Here is a 16334-nt window from a genome sequence, read left to right as displayed (position 1 = left end):
TGAAATAGTTGACATGCAGTGGTGCTGACGTATCCACCAATGAAAAACCCTCCGGGGCAGGAGGGTCAAGGCATTAAGGGCTGTGAATTTTTATTCATGTACTATTTTGGGGACACTCTTGGGCTTTGAGTTCAGTATGTATAACGATTAAGCTCAGGTTCGGTTGACACACAATGAGAAATTTTTAGTAAATCCATGCAAACCCTTGATGCTAAAGCTGTCCCGCTAGCGGGAACCAATCTGATCGAAGCCAGCGCCGGGACGGGCAAGACTTGGACAATTTCCTGGTTATACCTGCGTCTAGTAGCGGTGTATGGCTTGCCCGTCGACAAAATTCTGGTGGTGACTTACACCGACGCGGCGACCGCAGAGTTGCGCGACCGTATCCGCAAGCGCTTGGCCGATGCGCTGGCCTATCTGGAAAACCGCCCGCACGACGAAACCTACGCCGAATTGCTCACCGAAACCGCCTCATCGCAGGACTGTATTCAGCGTCTACAACTGGCGTTGGTCAGTTTTGATGAAGCAGCCGTGTTCACCATCCACGGTTTCTGCAAGCGGGTGCTATCGGAAAATGCCTTTGAAGCACGCCTGCCGTTTGAAAGCGAACTGGTGACGAATGAAGATAACCTGCTCACCGAATTGACCGACAAATTCTGGTATCAATACTTTCTCAAGCCTGACCCGCTGCACCTGATGCTATTGCAAAAAGGCAATCTGACCCCGGATAGCTTGCTGGCAACAGTACGTGATTTCATCGGCAAGCCCTATTTGCACGAAGACATTGCTGAAGTCACCGTGGAAACCTTCAGTGCCTGCAACAGCGCATTTCTGGCGCAAGTCGAGGTTTGTGCCGCTTGGTGGCATGACGCTGGCGAGACTATTCGCGAGTTGTTGTTGAATGCCTTGCAGGCCAAAGTGTTAAACGGTCAAAGCTATAAAGCCGACAAACTGCCCGAGTGGTTTGCCACCTTAGATACCTTGTTTGCCAACAAAGTGATGCCCAAAGGTGCGGAAAGTGTTCTGGAACGGCTGACCACGCCTTACCTGCAACAGAAAACCAATAAGGGTAAACAGACCCCAGCCCATGCCTTTTTTGACGCACTGGAGCAATTGCTGGTGTTGCAGCAGCCCTTACAGGAGCTGTTGCCGTTGGCGCTGGAAAATATCCGTCTGAAATTGCTGCATCATCTGCGTCATGAATTGCCGATCCGCAAGCAGCAACTTGGCATCCTCACCTTCGACGATTTGCTGCTGCATTTGCGGGAAGCGCTGGCGCGGCATCCTGAGCTTGCGCCCCGGCTGGCGACGAAATATCAGGCGGCCTTGATTGATGAATTTCAGGATACTGACCCGATCCAGTACGAGATTTTCGAGCGCCTTTACCGTGACCAGCTAGCACAGCCGGTGTTTTACGTCGGCGACCCCAAGCAAGCGATTTACGGCTTCCGGGGTGCGGATATTTACACCTATTTGAAAGCGGCTAAAGCTACCAGCCATCACCATACCCTGAAACACAATTTCCGCTCCCACCCGGACTTGCTCGCGGCGCTCAACCACTTGTTTGCGCAATCCGACCAGCCGTTCCGCAGCGACATCAGCTACGAAGCGGTGGAAGCGGGTAAAGATCAGGATGATTTGGTGGCGGAGCCAGCCCTCGCGGCAGTACGTCTGTGGGATTGGGATTCACTCGAAGACGGCGTTAACAAACCCGTGGTGCTGGAAGGCATTGCCTCGGCAGTTGCCAACGACATTGCCCGCTTGCTGAATGCTGCCCGCGCAGGCAACGCCCGTATCGGCAATCGCTCGGTGATGAGCAGCGACATCGCCGTTCTGGTGCGCGAAAATCAGCAGGGCGAACAGGTCAAACAGGCATTGCTGGCACGCGGCATTGCCAGTGTGCAGAAATCCCGCGACAGCATTTTTAGTACCCGCGAAGCCAGCGAATTCCGTGCGGTATTGCGGGCGATTGCCGAACCGGGTAACGAAACTGCCTTGAAACAAGCGCTGGTCACCGAGTTGTTTGGGTTTACTGCCCAACGTTTGCTAGCGCTGGATGAAGAACCGGCGGAGTTGGAAGCCGAGCTGGAAGCCTTTCACCGCTGGCACAAAACCTGGCACTCGCAGGGCTTCATGCCCATGTTTCGCCAGTGGATGCTGCAACGCGGTCATTACGCCCGTTTGCTGGGGTTGGCGGATGGCGAACGCCGCCTCACCAACCTGTTGCACCTTGCGGAACTGGTGCATACCGAAAGCCGTTTGCAAGGCCACGGGATGCACGCGCTGATCCGCTGGTTACAGCAAAAGGCGGAAGCGGCTGAAAAAGACGAAGCGCATGAATTGCGCTTGGAAAGCGACGAGAATCTGGTGCAAATCACCACCATCCACAAAAGCAAGGGGCTGGAATACGGTATCGTTTACTGCCCGTATTTGTGGCTGGAACGCGATGCCCATGCGAAAACCAACACTTGGTTCAGTTGGTATGATGCCGATAGCGGAGAAGGCATGTCGCGCCTGCAAGCGGAAACGCTGGCCAGTGAGGCTGCCCGCCAGCGTTTCCGCGAGGCTGAACAGGCTGAAAACCTGCGGCTGTTGTACGTGGCACTGACCCGCGCCAAATACCATTGCACTATTGCCTTGGTCAGTGGGCAAATCAAGCAGTTCGACTATTACTCGGCACTGGGCTGGTTGCTGTTTGGCAAGCTGACGCAGGGGCACGACATTCTCGGCAAATTACGCAAGGAGGGGATGCAAGCCCCGGAACGTCAAACCTTGATGCACCAGCAACTGGAGCGCATCGTCGCTGCATCTGAGGGGCGCATCAGTCACGAGGTGATACCTGTTGATGACGATCTGATGACCTACCAGCCTGAAACCGGGGACGTGCAAACGGCTATCCGGCGTTACCAGCCGCGTTATACCCCCGTGCCCAAGGTCGGCAGTTTTAGCGGGTTATCCTCGGGCAAGGAAGATGAGCGCCCGGATTACGATACGCTGGCCTTCGCGTCGGCTACATTCGCTTCGACTACGCTCAGCGAGCGGAACACGGCGTTTCCACGCGGGACGAAGGCAGGCAGTTGCCTGCACAAGATGCTGGAAGAGCTGGATTTCACTCAGCCCTTGGTCGAACAGCAGGATAAAGTGCTATTGCCTGCGTTGACGCGACACGGCTTGCCAGAACGCTGGCTGACCGCAGCCGAAGTATTGCTGGAAAACACCCTCAACACGCCTTTGCTCCTTTTACCCCTTGGGGGGGAAGGGCTAGGGATGGGGGGTAACGGCGCAGCCGTCATCCGTTTGGCTGGTCTCACCAAAGGGCAGCGTTTGGATGAGCTGGAGTTCTATTTCCCGGTGGAGCGCTTGCGGTTGAAACCGTTGCAGGCGTTATTGCACCAGCATTTGCCGCCTGAGTGGGAAGCTATCCATGCGGCTATCGACAGGTTGAAATTCACCGAGTTGACGGGTTATATGAAGGGCTTTATTGACCTGGTGTTTGCGGCTGATGGGCAGTATTTCGTGGTGGATTACAAGTCCAATGATTTGGGCGCAACCCCGGCGGATTACACCCATGCAACGATGGAGCAGGCGATGGCGGAACACCATTACTACCTGCAATACCTGATTTACTGTCTGGCCTTGCACCGTTATTTACGGCAGCGGGTGGCGGGATATGATTGGGATGTGCAGGTCGGCGGGGCGTTGTACCTGTTCTTGCGTGGCATGATGCCGGATCAGGCGGGTTCCGGGGTGTTTTTCCATAAGCCGGATGCTCGCCTGATCGAGGCGCTGGATCATTTAATCCAGTAAACCACAGCGACCAGTATGCCGATACTGACAACCAGCCAGCGCAAGGTGGCGGGGTTGATGCTGCCAGCGAGTTTACCGCCGAGCACGCCGCCGATGAGTGCGCCGATAGCCATGACGAAGGCGAGTGACCAGACCACTTTGCCCGAGAACAGGAAAAAGACTGCCGTGGCGACATTCACCCCAAACGCTACTGCTTGTTTCAGGGCATTCAGGCGCGTCAGGGAATCATCCAGAATCAGCGCCAGTGCTGCGAGCACAATGACACTCAAGCCCGCGCCGAAATAACCGCCATACACCGCCGCCAGTAGGATTAAGGGGATGACCCAGACAGTGGGGATACCTTGGGCGCTGTGTGCCTGCAAACGGTGGTTAAGCCAGCCACGTAAGGGCGCTTGTACTGCCAGCAACAGCGAGGCGGAGAGAATCAAAAAAGGCACGAGTGACTGGAAAACCTTTTCATTGGTATTCAGCAGCAAGATGCCACCCAGCACGCCGCCGACGACGGCTGCGGGTAATACCAGCCACAAACGCTGTGATTGGCTGCGGATGTCGCCGAGTTGCGCGAGGGTTGCGCCGAAATAACCGGGGCAGAGCGCTACCGTGCTGGTGATATTGGCTGCGACCGGGGGAATGCCCAAGGCAATTAAGGTTGGGAAAGTAATCAGTGTGCCGCCACCGGCGAGGGCGTTAATCGCGCCAGCGGCTAAGGCTGCGAATGCCGCGAGTAAATAGGCCATCCAGTCGTGCATGGTGATTCCTTTAAAGGGGGCGCAAAGGCTTGGGGTTAATGCGGTAAGTCACGGGCATATTCGAGCAGCGCGGTTTCCAAGATGGCAAAGGCTTCCGGTTTTTTACTGGCTCCCGGAAAACTTTGGTAGACCAGTTGCTTTTGCTTGCCGTCGATACTGACTTCCAGCCGTTGAGTGTAATAGCGTTGCCCGGTTTTTGCACCACCAAAGGTTTCACGCTTGAGTGCTAAAACGCCACTATTTTTGACAACCGCGTGCAGATTATCAAGGTCTGCATTGGGTAAAGCCATGCTGATGGTTTTTAAATCACTTTTTTCCCAGCAAGGGCTGCTTTTTATCCATTGCTTACAACGCCCTGTGGTGTCTTCAAAATAGGTGTAACTGAAAATGCCATTAGCAAGCTTGATTTCAGTGTAGAAACTTTCACCTGTTGCCAGAAAACGCAGGGATAGGTTGCTGCCCGGCAGGCTTTGCTGGGTAAGGTTAGGGATTTTTAAGGTATTGGGCTTATCGAGTGTGTCCCATTTAGTTGTGCTTGGCATGACATCCGGCTCCGTAGTGGCGGGTGGGGATGGCTGCGTTTCTACGGCAGTCGTGGTGGTCACGGGGATAGCTGTATCCATTGATGCGGAACCGGGTTTTAGACGGTCAGCTTGCGGGATAATCACAGGTTCGGCTTGAGGTGGGGGCGGTGTTTCATTAGGTTTGTCACAGCCGTGTAAGCACAACAGGGCAAGCCCGCTGATCAGGTAGTAAACGAAGGGAGTGGCGCTTGGTAGTTTCATCCCCTGATTTTAGTCCATCAGGGGATGCTTGTGGGGATTAACGCTTAGCCATGATCGGGTGCAGGCGTTTGATCATTTCTTTGAAGACCTTGGGATTGGCCGCAACGACATCGCCGGTTTTCAGGAAGGTGTTGTCGCCTTTCATGTCGCCGATCAGGCCACCGGCTTCTTGCACCAGCAATACACCGGCGGCAATGTCCCATTCATTCAGGCCGAATTCCCAGAAGCCATCAAAGCGACCGCTGGCGACATAGGCCAAATCCAGCGCGGCGGAACCGGGGCGGCGCACGCCTGCGGTATCGGGCAGCAAGGCTTTGAGGGTTTGCAAATAAAGGTCGAGGTTCTGGTTGGCGCGGAACGGGATGCCCGTGCCCAGCAGGGCGCTTTGCATGGAGGTACGTTCGGACACGCGGATGCGGCGACCATTCAGGGTAGCACCTTCACCCCGCGCCGCCGCGAAGGTTTCATCACGCAGCGGGTCGTATACCACGCCGACCAACAGCCTGCCGTTGTGCTTCAGGGCAATCGACACGGAATACTGGGGGATGCCGTAGAGGAAGTTGGTCGTGCCATCCAGCGGGTCAATGATCCACTCGTAATCACTGTCGGGGCCATGTTTGCCACTTTCTTCACCCAGAAAGGCATGGTCGGGGTAAGCACGTTGCAGCAAGCGCACGATGATTTGCTCGGCTTCTCGATCCACGTTGCTGACAAAATCATTGTGGGCTTTGTTTTCAACATCGAGCTTGTGCACTTTGTTGGCGTGGTGACGGATCGATTCACCTGCTTCGCGGGCGGCTTCTATGGCTTTTCTGAGCATCGGGTGCATCAACAAACTCCGGGTATTGGGCAATATTACGGGGCGTCAGGATAGCACATGCACCTGTGTTTCTGCACGGTGTTACGTCAGGGCGTCAGGGAAAGAAAGTAAAACAGTTTTTTCTATTCGTATCAGAAAAAAAATCGAATGGCGTTTTTGTGAGAGCAAATTATGCTCATTAGGGTGTAGCAGGGAAAGTTACCTAATCATAAGTACAGCAAGGAGACATATAAGATGATAAGCAAAGCAGTCTATAAAAAATTAGCGATTGTATCGTTGGTTTTCGTATCTTTAATGGTTGGACAGCCCAATGCGATGGCTGATGCCGCTTTATCAAAGGTATTGTTGATGGCAACCTTGAATAGTGGCCCGGCGATGCGCCCGCTTACTTGGAAGATATACCGTTTAGAAAATGACAAATCTACCCTGGCAACCTCTTTGGGGCGTCATTCAGCCAATATCCAATTAGCGCCTGGTGTTTATCGTGCGGATGTTACCTTCAATGATGGCAGTGTTAGCCGTTCCCGGACATTTGATTTGCGCACCGTTAGCAGCAGTAATGTCATTGTGGCGATGGATTGAAGATGAGGTAGGTTAATTATCTATCAATCTCAAGGCTATTCAGAGCGCTTTTGAGGGGTTCGCGTGCTCCTCATTTACTCAATGAAAGTCGCTTGGCATCGGTTAGTAAAAAAGTTCCAATAGTTTTTTTATTTAAGTCAGAAAAAAAATCGAATTGTATTTTTTCAGCAGTAAATTACTCTTATAAGAGCGTAACAAGTCGATGTTACCTAATCATAAATACAGTAATGAGGTACATAAAATGACAAAGAATACAGTTCGGAAAGGGTTTGCAGTCTTATCGCTTATTTTTTTATCACTGATGTCAGCGCAATCTATTAGTGCGCCGATTAATGCCGTGGCAGGTGCAGATACCCCCTTGTCAAAAGTATTGCTGATGGCTACCTTGAATAATGGCCCAGCCATGAAGCCGGTGACTTGGAACGTATACCGTCTGGATCATGGTCAGTCTATTTGGGAAACCTCCCTGAGCCGTCACTCAGCCAATATTGAGTTAACGCCCGGTCTTTATCGTGCGGATGTAATGTTCCGTGATGGTAGTGTCAGCCGTTCCCGGACATTCGATTTGCGTACTGTTAGCAGTAGCAATGTTATTGTGGCTATGGACTAAGCGTGATATGAGAAGTGTTCTTGAGTAGGGGGGTATAAAGCTACGCCCCTACTTTTTTAACCTACCTGTTTAATGGGTAATGCGTGCTTTGCCGTCTTGGCTGGTTAATATTTTAACTTGTTCGCCGATCGTAAAATGTTCATCTGCTAATTGAGCAATAGCGACTGTGCGGTTATCTTCCAGCTTTACGGTAATTTCAACCCCCTGTTTGGATTGAATACTGCGGTCAAGTGCAATGCCGACTGTGCCACCAATGACAGCTCCGGCAACGCTACCGATAATTTGCCCTTTCCCTTCGCCTAAATCGTTGCCTGCAACGCCACCGATTACGCCGCCTGCGACTTTGCCGGTTTCAGCATTGTCTTCGCGGATCATGACATTGCGCAAACCGACGACCGTGCCGAATTTGACCTCCTGCAAGGTGCCTGCCTGCGCGGTGGTGTAAGTGTTGCTGGATGGCATAATCGAACAAGCACCCAATGCCAGTGGGAACAACAGCATCCCCATATAAAAGCCCAATTTCATTGTATTTCCTCATCGTTTTTTTAAGCACTCAAGATACGCTGCCTCATCCGGTGCTGTCTGGTTGCGCTGGGCAAGCCAGATGCTTTCTGCCAGACAGTCCATCATGCGGTGTTCAGCGTCGTTATGGCCGTATTGGATCACTAATTGTTGGTAAAGTTCGCGAATTCCCGTCGGGCGGTTAGTGGCTACCTGTTCACGGATACCGAGATGCAAGCCCATGTGCAAGAACGGGTTGGTTTCAGCGTTTTCGGGTAGGTAGTCGCGTTGCAGGGCGCTGTCAGTGCGTTCCAGCAAGGCGTGGTATTCCGGGTGTTCAGCAATGACGCTGGCAACTTGCTGTTCCAGCGCATCCATCGGCTGCTTTTGCTGGAATTTCTGCCAGCATTGCAGGTAATAGCGGCGCATACTGTCACGGTCGTTGCCAAACATCAGCAGGTTTTCTCCTTGAAATCACACAGGTCAGCGATGATGCACTGCCCGCATTTGGGGGTACGTGCCACACAAGTATAACGCCCGTGCAGGATAAGCCAATGATGGGCATCCAGCAGGTATTCCTTGGGGATGTGCTTGAGCAAGCCCTTTTCGACCGCGAGCACGTTTTTGCCGGGGGCAAGGCCAGTGCGATTGGCCACCCGGAAAATATGCGTATCCACTGCCATCGTCGGCTGGTGGAATGCTGTATTGAGGACAACATTGGCGGTTTTGCGCCCGACACCAGGTAAGGCTTCGAGCGCCTCGCGCTGTTGTGGTACTTCTGAATGATGTTTGTCGATCAGGATGCGGCAGGTTGCCATGATGTTTTTGGCTTTGCTGTTGAACAGGCCGATGGTCTTGATGTAATCCTTCAGACCTTCTTCACCCAGCGCATAGATGGCTCCCGGGGTATTGGCGACGGGGAACAGGTATGCGGTGGCTTTGTTGACACCCTTGTCGGTGGCTTGTGCTGAGAGGATCACCGCAATCAGCAATTCAAAGACGCTGTGGTATTCCAGCTCAGTGGTGGGGTTAGGGTTGGCTTCGCGCCAGCGGCGGAACATTTCCGCCCGCTTGGCTGGGTTCATGCGGCTTCACCGAGTGGTTGGCGGGTAATGGGCTGGCTGGCTTTGGCGGTTTGCGCCATGCGCTTGTCGATATAATTTTTCAGCGCGACCAGACAGCCCAAACCGATGAAGGCACCGGGGGGCAGAGCAGCCAGCAATATGCCCTTGAAGTCAGTACCCAAACTGATGGTCATTCCGCGTGCGGCCTCACCAAACATCAGGTGGGCTTGCGCAAACAGCGTGCCATTGCCCACCAGTTCACGCAGCCCGCCCAGCACCATCAGCACCAGCATGAAACCGATACCCATCATCAGGCTGTCGTACCCGGCGTGTAAGGGCGGATTTTTCGAAGCATAGGCTTCGGAACGCCCAATCACGATGCAGTTGGTCACAATCAGCGGGATGAAAATACCGAGAATGGCGTACAGTTCGGGAAAGTAAGCGTGGATCAGCATTTCAATCAGAGTGACATTGCCCGCAATGATCAACACGAAAGCGGGGATGCGGATCTCTGCCCGGATATAATCCCGCACCAATGAAATGGCGAAATTGGACGCTACCAGTGCCAGCAAGGTGGCCAGCCCTAGCCCCAAGCCATTGACAACGTTGGTAGTGACCGCCATCAACGGGCATAAGCCCAGCAGTTGTACCAAGCCGGGGTTATTGTTCCACAGGCCAGCAAGGGTCAGTTCGCGGTAAGTCGCATTCATGGCTGTGCTCCTTGGGAAGTCGCATGGGGGGTGAACAGGCTGTCAAAATGTTGTTGTGACCATTCAAGGGTGCGTTTGACTGCTTTGACGACGGCGCGGGGTGTGATGGTAGCGCCAGTGAACTGGTCGAATTCGCCGCCATCTTTACGCACTGCCCAGCCTTCGAGCGTTGGATTTTGCAGCGACTTGTTGGCAAAGCCTAGAATCCAGCTATTTTTCTCTGCATCAACTTTATCGCCCAGTCCGGGGGTTTCTTTGTGCGACAACACCCGCACGCCTGCAAGTGTCTGATCGGCCTTGATGCCGACGACCATGCGTATCTTACCGCTGTAGCCATCCGGTGCTGTCACAATGAATAGTGCTGCAACGGGTACGCCTTGCTTGCTGGCGCGATAAACCACCACATCTTCAGCACTGCCGAAATTGGCAGCTGGTAAGGTCAGGGTGTTTGCCAGCAAGTCATTGTTGTAAGACGAGGCAGGCACTAACACATTCAATTGTTTCAAGGTGGAGGCACGTTCATTGGCTTCCACTTTTGGTAAAGTTAAGTCATGGACAAAAGCCAACGCCAGTGCTCCCAATAGGGCAAATCCAGCAAGGAAAGCCCCCGACTGGAGAATGTCTTTCAAGCGTTTGTCGCTCATCCTTGCTGCCTCTTGGTGCCGTATACGCGTGGCTGGGTGTAGTAGTCGATTAAAGGAACGGCCATATTCAGCATGATGACCGAGAAGGCCACTGCATCCGGGTAGCCACCCCAAGTGCGGATAATGTAGGTAAACGCACCAATTCCGCCCGCATAATACAGCTTGCCCAACGGCGTAGTGCTCGCAGAAACCGGGTCAGTGGCAATAAAAAATGCCCCCAGCATGGCTGCGCCGCTAAACAAATGGAACAATGGCGAAGAGTACACTTGCGGGTTGATCATCCAGAAAATGCCCGCCATCAGCGTCAGCGACCCCAACAAGGCTACCGGAATATGCCAACTGATAATGCGTTGCCAGAGCAACCATAAACCGCCCAGTAACCATGCCACACTGACCCATTGCCAGGCTTGGCCTGCCAACAGCCCAAACTGCCCATTGGCATAAATCTCGTTCAGGGTTTTATGCAGCCCCAGATTCACCTTGACCGCATCCAGTGGAGTGGCGGCAGTCAGGGCATCCCAGCTTTGCGAACCACCCGCGAACACCTGCTGCACGGCTTGCCCTAAACCAATATGCGCGAAACTGAAATCCAATGGAGCAGGCCAAATGGTCATTTGCACCGGGTAGGACACCAGCATGGCCGCATAGCCGATCATGGCAGGGTTGAACGGGTTATAACCCAATCCCCCGTACAAATGCTTGGCAATCACGACGGCAAACACCATCGCCAACGCAATCAGCCACCACGGCGCGAACGCAGGCATCGCCACTGCCAACAGCCATGCCGTTACCACCGCGCTGTAATCACTCAGGAAGGGTCGAACCGGGCGCTGGCGCAGTGTCAACATGCCCCATTCCAGCAGTTCGGCGAACACAATCGCCAGCAGCAGGTTGCTGATCATGCCCCAGCCAAAGTACCAGATCAGCACTAAAGTGCCGGGAACCAGTGCGTAGAGCACTTGGCGCATGATCACGCTGACATCCTGTTTGCCAGTCACGTAAGGGGAAGTGCGTTTGTTGAACATCATGCCGAGGTTTCCCCGTTAGCGGTTTGGGCAGCCGCTGCGTCGGCTTTTTTGGCCTTGGCACGTTCCAAGGCGGCTTGTATGGCGGCTTTTTTGCCGTCATCGGTATTGGTTTTGGCCTGTTCTTTGTGTTTTGCCAGTTTTTCGGCTTTTTCACGCTTGGCGCGTTCGATGCGTTCCAGATGGAATTCGTGGCGTTCGCGGGCAAGGTCGGCCTTGGCCTTGGCTTCGCGTTGGCTGCGGATTTCGGCTTTGGCAAAACGGTAATAGTCCACCAGCTTGATGTGGCTGGGGCAAACGTAAGCGCAGCAGCCGCATTCGATGCAGTCAAACAGGTGGTATTGTTCCGCTTTGTCGAAATCGCGGGAGCGGGCATACCAGTAAAGTTGTTGCGGCAGCAGGCTGGCGGGGCAACTTTCGGCGCAACGTCCGCAGCGGATACAGGGTAGGGCGGTTTGCTGTTCCGTCTCGGCGACATCGCTGACCAGAATGCAGTTGGTGGCTTTGACCGCCGGAATCTGGTCGCTTTGCAGGGAAATGCCCATCATGGGCCCTCCCATTGCCAGCCGTTTGGCCGCAGCGGTGTAACCCCCGGCTTGTTCAATCAGGTGTTGAACCGGCGTTCCCAAGGGCACTTCGAGGTTGCAAGGCTCAGCCACACCCTTGCCGGTGACGGTCAGGTAACGGTCAATCAAGGGTTCGCCCAAGACGACGGCACGGTAAATGGCGCGGGCAGTGGCCGGGTTGTGGCAGACGATGCCGACTTGGGCGGGTCTGCCGCCACTGGGTACTTCCTTGCCAGTGAGGATTTTGATGAGCTGTTTTTCGCTGCCACTGGGGTAAAGGGTGGGAATGGCAGCAATCTCAATGCGGCGCTCGCCAAGGCTGGCAACAGCGGCTTGCATGGTGGCTATGGCTTCGGGTTTGTTGTCTTCGATCCCGATCAGCGCGTGTTGGGTATTGATGATGTGCATCATGATTTGCACGCCGCGCAGGATTTCTTCCGGCTGTTCGCGCATCAGCATGTCGTCACAGGTGATGTAGGGTTCGCATTCTGCGCCGTTGATCACCAGTGTTTCGATGGGGATGTTGTCGTGTACATTGAGCTTGATGGCGGAGGGGAATACCGCGCCGCCCATGCCAACGATACCGGCGGCACAGATACGCAGGCGCAAAGTTTCGCCATCGACTTGGGTGTAGTCAGGGTAGGGAGACAGGCGTGTATTGCCCCAGTCGTCCTTGCCATCGGGTTTGAGCACCACGCACAGGTCACTGAGGCCGGAAGGGTGCGCAATCGGGCGTTCTTCAATCGCGGTAATCGTGCCGGAGGTGCTGGCGTGTACCGGCACTTTCATGAAGCCGGTGTGCGAGGCGATTTCTTGCCCTTTGTAGACGTAATCACCCACGGCGACGGTCAGCGTGGGCTTGTAGCCGGTGTGCTGTTGCAGGGGAATGATGAGCTCATCCGCCAGCGGAACATGTACCACGGGCTTGGTGTTGGAGATTTCCTTGTGGTAATCGAGGTGCAGGCCACCGGGATTGCGCCAGAGTTTGCGTAAGGTCTGGATCATGAAACCACCTTCAAATTAAACACGGGGTAAGGCCATTTCCAGGAAGCAGGTTCGACCTTGACGGGAACCATGTCAATGCAATCCACCGGGCAGGGGGGCAGGCACAGTTTGCAGCCGGTGCATTCAGCGGCAATGATGGTGTGCATGTGCTTGGCTGAACCAACAATCGCATCCACCGGGCAGGCTTGGATGCACAAGGTGCAGCCGATGCAGGTGTTTTCGTCGATGATGGCGACCAATGGAACGCTGGAATGTTCGCCGTTTTCGTCGTTCAAAGGTTTGGCTTCGACGCCGAGTAATTCGGCGAGTGCCTTGATGGTGTTTTCGCCGCCGGGTGGGCAATGGTTGATGTCGGCTTCACCTTTGGCGATGGCTTCGGCATAAGGGCGGCAACCGGGGAAGCCGCATTGCCCGCATTGGGTTTGCGGCAGGATAGCGTCTACTTTGTCGGCAATCGGGTCGCCTTCGACCTTGAAGCGGATAGCGGCGTAGCCGAGCAGTACGCCAAAGATGGCGGCGAGGCCACCAATAATAAGCAGTGCTGCAATCATCAGTTTTTCACCAATCCAGAAAAGCCCATGAAGGCCAGTGCCATTAGCCCGGCTGTGATCAGGCCAATCGCGTTACCTTGGAAAATACCGGGTACGTCACCCACATTGATGCGTTCACGGATACCGGCAAACAACACCAGTACCAAGGTGAACCCGAGGGCAGCGCCCATGCCGTACAGGCCGGATTCGATGAAACCGTGGGTTTCCTGCACATTCAGTAGCGCCACGCCGAGTACCGCGCAATTGGTGGTAATCAGCGGCAGGTAGATGCCGAGCACGTTATATAACACCGGGCTGGTTTTGCGGATGACCATTTCGGTAAAGCCCACAATCGCAGCAATCACCAGAATAAAGCTGACAGTCCGCAAGTATTCGAGGTGGAAGGGTTCCAATAACCACGTATTAACCAAGTAGCTGGCAACCGCTGACAGGGTGAGGACAAACGTCGTCGCCAGCCCCATGCCCATCGCGGTTTCGAGCTTGCGCGACACCCCCATGAATGGGCATAGACCGAGGAAATGTGAAAGGACAAAGTTATTGACCCACACCGTGCCAACAATAATCAGTAAGTAGTCTGTCATAAGATAAGGCTTTGGGAGTATTTCCAGTGAATAACTGAGCGGCGCATTTTGCCATATTTGGGTGTTATAACCTACAGCAAAGCCTGTGCCCATGATAATTGTCAGAAAGATCGTAGCAGTATTTTCGTGTTACCATTTCCCCATTGCATACCGTGAGGATTTTGGTTTGGACACTATCAATACTATTGCCACCTACATGCAGGGCATTGGTCAGCAAGCAAAGCAGGCTGCGCAAGTCTTGGCAAATACTGATACTAGCATTAAAAACAATGCATTGCTGCGTATTGCTGAGGTAATACTGGAGCGTGCTGACTGGCTGAAAGCCGAGAATGCTAAGGACTTGGCCGCCGGTCGTGAAAAAGGGCTGGATGCGGCGATGTTGGATCGCCTGACCCTGAGCGATAAAACGCTGGCAGGCATGGCAGAAGGCGTGCGCCAAGTGGCGACACTGGCTGACCCGATTGGCACGATTACTGACCTAAGCTATCGTCCGTCCGGGATTCAGGTGGGTAAAATGCGTGTGCCCTTGGGTGTGGTCGGTATCATTTACGAATCACGCCCGAATGTGACGGTGGATGCGGCGGTGCTGTGCCTGAAGTCGGGCAATGCGACGATTTTGCGCGGTGGTTCGGAAGCTATCCATTCCAATCAGGCGATTGCAGCGTGTGTGCGTGCCGGGCTGGAAGCGGCGGGTTTGCCTGCGGCGTGTGTGCAAGTGGTGGAAACCACCGATCGGGCAGCGGTGGGCGAGTTGTTACGCATGGCGCAATACGTCGATGTGATCGTGCCGCGTGGTGGTAAAAGTTTGATCGAGCGAGTCAGTGCTGAATCCCGTATTCCGGTTATCAAGCACTTGGATGGCATTTGTCATGTGTACATTGATGATCAGGCTGATCTGGATAAAGCGGTGAAGATTGCGGTGAATGCCAAAACGCACCGTTACGGCGTGTGCAATGCGATGGAAACCTTGCTGGTAGCGGAAGGTGTGGCGGCGCAAGTATTGCCTGCCCTCGCGGAAGAATACGCCGCCAAAGGGGTGGAATTGCGTGGTTGTGAGCAAACCCGTGCGCTGTTGCCTGCTTGTGTGCCTGCGACCGAGGAAGATTGGAGCACGGAATACCTTGCGCCGATTTTGGCGATTCGGGTGGTGGCAGATATGGCGGCGGCGATTACGCACATCAATACTTACAGCTCGCAGCATACCGATGCGATTATTACCGAGAATTACACGCGGGCGCGGGCATTCCTGCGGCAAGTGGATTCGAGTTCGGTGATGGTGAATGCATCCACGCGCTTTGCCGATGGCTTTGAGTATGGGTTGGGTGCGGAGATTGGGATTAGCACCGACAAGATTCATGCGCGGGGGCCGGTTGGTCTGGAAGGGCTGACTTCGCAGAAGTATGTGGTGTTGGGGGATGGGCATATTCGGGTGTGATGGATGCTTTACAACGTTGCCACAAGCTAGCCAAGGAAATTGGCATGGTGGCTGTGGTGGTAGATGCCAAGCATAATAAGGCAGCGGCGTTTTACCGCCAATATAGGTTTGAGAGTTTGCCGGATCAGCCCTTATTACTGTGGTTGACGAGTAAGAAGCTCAACAAGTTGTTCTGATGAGTTTGAAGATTACCCACATGCCTTAAAATGTCGGGCTGAAGCCCGACAATCTCTCTGCTACTGCACCTTACAGCAACCCGATACCACCTGCTTGTTATTCAACACGGCGGTGATGCTGTAAGGGTATTTCACCTCCGACATGCCATCGCTGCAACTGTCTACTTTTTGCATGAATGCTTGGGTATTGTTGGTGCCGGTTGCGCCGCCAATCACGGCGATGGTGGTGTTATTCGCTGATGTTTGGCGGAAGGTTACGGGTACGGTGTACTGCGGGCCATCTGACATATTGACCTTCAGGGTGGCATCGCTAACATCAATGCGCCAGAAGGGTTCTGTGCCTGTGCAAACCAGTACGTTGGTGGTGGGCGCTTTCACGGGTGGCACGACTGCCGCCGGTGCTTTGCTGGCTTGATTTGCCGGTAGCAGGTAGCGCTTGCTGACCCAACCACCTACGCCGTTCCAATACACTTTCGCCCACACAGTGCTGCCGACCTTTTTTTCTTCACCCGTGGTAACGACGCCTTGGCCGTTGGACGGGATTCTGCCGGTAATGGCATTGCTGACACCTGCGCCAGTACGCATATTCAGGAAGTCTCCTGATGGCACGTCGCTTACGACATACACATCAGTTGCTGCTTGTACGCTGGAGAGGCTCAGGGTCAATGCCAAGGCCATCGCCGGGAAGAATGAAAACGCTTTCATGGTTTGTTCCTTGAGTTA

Annotated in this window: 18 protein-coding genes; 5 read left to right on the top strand and 13 right to left on the bottom strand. The window is 54.0% G+C overall.

What is annotated here, in order from left to right; translation table 11 throughout:
- The first annotated feature begins 195 nt into the window (after window positions 1–195).
- Window positions 196–3807 (top strand): exodeoxyribonuclease V subunit beta, encoded by a 3612-nt coding sequence (gene recB / locus J9253_RS06525; RefSeq protein ID WP_210223844.1) that lies wholly within the window; start codon window positions 196–198, stop codon window positions 3805–3807.
- Here the strand turns inward: recB and J9253_RS06520 are convergent.
- From J9253_RS06520 to J9253_RS06510, 3 genes are read right to left on the bottom strand one after another with little or no spacing between them, the layout of a single operon-like run.
- A complete protein-coding gene (locus J9253_RS06520) occupies window positions 3792–4556 on the bottom strand; it encodes a sulfite exporter TauE/SafE family protein (protein WP_210223843.1) in 765 nt (254 codons plus the stop codon). The two genes, recB and J9253_RS06520, sit on opposite strands and share 16 nt — an antisense overlap.
- Before the next feature lie 35 nt (window positions 4557–4591).
- Complete coding sequence (locus J9253_RS06515; protein WP_210223842.1) at window positions 4592–5341, bottom strand: hypothetical protein; 750 nt, start codon at window positions 5339–5341, stop codon at window positions 4592–4594.
- Between the two features lie 37 nt (window positions 5342–5378).
- The gene (locus tag J9253_RS06510; RefSeq protein ID WP_210223841.1) at window positions 5379–6170 is read right to left on the bottom strand and encodes an inositol monophosphatase family protein; all 792 of its coding nucleotides are present in this window, start codon (window positions 6168–6170) and stop codon (window positions 5379–5381) included.
- Between the two features lie 225 nt (window positions 6171–6395).
- Here J9253_RS06510 and J9253_RS06505 point away from each other — a divergent pair, with 225 nt between their 5' ends.
- Both J9253_RS06505 and J9253_RS06500 read left to right on the top strand, forming a co-directional pair.
- On the top strand, window positions 6396–6743 hold the full coding sequence (locus J9253_RS06505) for a hypothetical protein (protein WP_210223840.1): 348 nt from the start codon (window positions 6396–6398) through the stop codon (window positions 6741–6743).
- 301 nt (window positions 6744–7044) lie between these two features.
- Window positions 7045–7353, top strand: coding sequence for a hypothetical protein (locus J9253_RS06500; RefSeq protein WP_210223839.1), 309 nt, complete (start codon window positions 7045–7047; stop codon window positions 7351–7353).
- 69 nt (window positions 7354–7422) lie between these two features.
- On the opposite strand, the gene J9253_RS06495 is transcribed toward J9253_RS06500, so the two are convergent.
- Genes J9253_RS06495 through rsxA form a run of 9 tightly spaced genes read right to left on the bottom strand, consistent with a single transcriptional unit; the run spans window position 7423 to window position 14000 of the window.
- On the bottom strand, window positions 7423–7878 hold the full coding sequence (locus tag J9253_RS06495; protein ID WP_210223838.1) for an outer membrane lipoprotein: 456 nt from the start codon (window positions 7876–7878) through the stop codon (window positions 7423–7425).
- 9 nt (window positions 7879–7887) lie between these two features.
- Window positions 7888–8307 carry a DUF1841 family protein gene (locus J9253_RS06490; RefSeq protein ID WP_210223837.1) on the bottom strand — a complete coding sequence of 140 codons (420 nt, stop codon included), beginning with the start codon at window positions 8305–8307 and terminating at the stop codon, window positions 7888–7890.
- The gene (gene nth, locus J9253_RS06485; protein WP_210223836.1) at window positions 8307–8939 is read right to left on the bottom strand and encodes an endonuclease III; all 633 of its coding nucleotides are present in this window, start codon (window positions 8937–8939) and stop codon (window positions 8307–8309) included. Before nth ends, J9253_RS06490 begins: the two co-directional genes overlap by 1 nt.
- Window positions 8936–9628, bottom strand: a complete 693-nt coding sequence (locus tag J9253_RS06480; RefSeq protein ID WP_210223835.1) for an electron transport complex subunit E — start codon at window positions 9626–9628, stop codon at window positions 8936–8938. Before J9253_RS06480 ends, nth begins: the two co-directional genes overlap by 4 nt.
- Window positions 9625–10272, bottom strand: a complete 648-nt coding sequence (gene rsxG, locus J9253_RS06475) for an electron transport complex subunit RsxG (protein ID WP_210223834.1) — start codon at window positions 10270–10272, stop codon at window positions 9625–9627. The genes J9253_RS06480 and rsxG overlap by 4 nt, the downstream gene beginning before the upstream one ends.
- On the bottom strand, window positions 10269–11300 hold the full coding sequence (gene rsxD / locus J9253_RS06470; RefSeq protein WP_210223833.1) for an electron transport complex subunit RsxD: 1032 nt from the start codon (window positions 11298–11300) through the stop codon (window positions 10269–10271). Before rsxD ends, rsxG begins: the two co-directional genes overlap by 4 nt.
- Window positions 11297–12868 carry an electron transport complex subunit RsxC gene (gene rsxC, locus J9253_RS06465; RefSeq protein ID WP_210223832.1) on the bottom strand — a complete coding sequence of 524 codons (1572 nt, stop codon included), beginning with the start codon at window positions 12866–12868 and terminating at the stop codon, window positions 11297–11299. Before rsxC ends, rsxD begins: the two co-directional genes overlap by 4 nt.
- Complete coding sequence (gene rsxB, locus J9253_RS06460; RefSeq protein WP_210223831.1) at window positions 12865–13419, bottom strand: electron transport complex subunit RsxB; 555 nt, start codon at window positions 13417–13419, stop codon at window positions 12865–12867. The genes rsxC and rsxB overlap by 4 nt, the downstream gene beginning before the upstream one ends.
- A complete protein-coding gene (rsxA, locus tag J9253_RS06455; RefSeq protein ID WP_028488067.1) occupies window positions 13419–14000 on the bottom strand; it encodes an electron transport complex subunit RsxA in 582 nt (193 codons plus the stop codon). Before rsxA ends, rsxB begins: the two co-directional genes overlap by 1 nt.
- Before the next feature lie 196 nt (window positions 14001–14196).
- On the opposite strand from rsxA, the gene J9253_RS06450 reads away from it, so the two are divergent.
- Window positions 14197–15435: a glutamate-5-semialdehyde dehydrogenase gene (locus tag J9253_RS06450; protein ID WP_210224552.1), complete on the top strand. Its 1239-nt coding sequence runs from the start codon at window positions 14197–14199 to the stop codon at window positions 15433–15435.
- Window positions 15435–15611 carry a hypothetical protein gene (locus J9253_RS06445; RefSeq protein WP_210223830.1) on the top strand — a complete coding sequence of 59 codons (177 nt, stop codon included), beginning with the start codon at window positions 15435–15437 and terminating at the stop codon, window positions 15609–15611. The genes J9253_RS06450 and J9253_RS06445 overlap by 1 nt, the downstream gene beginning before the upstream one ends.
- 60 nt (window positions 15612–15671) lie before the next feature.
- On the opposite strand, the gene J9253_RS06440 is transcribed toward J9253_RS06445, so the two are convergent.
- The gene (locus J9253_RS06440; RefSeq protein ID WP_210223829.1) at window positions 15672–16316 is read right to left on the bottom strand and encodes an SH3 domain-containing protein; all 645 of its coding nucleotides are present in this window, start codon (window positions 16314–16316) and stop codon (window positions 15672–15674) included.
- Window positions 16317–16334 lie beyond the last annotated feature (18 nt).

This window comes from Thiothrix litoralis (genome assembly GCF_017901135.1).
GTDB classification, from domain to species: domain Bacteria; phylum Pseudomonadota; class Gammaproteobacteria; order Thiotrichales; family Thiotrichaceae; genus Thiothrix; species Thiothrix litoralis.
This window is presented reverse-complemented; position numbering and strand designations above follow the sequence as displayed.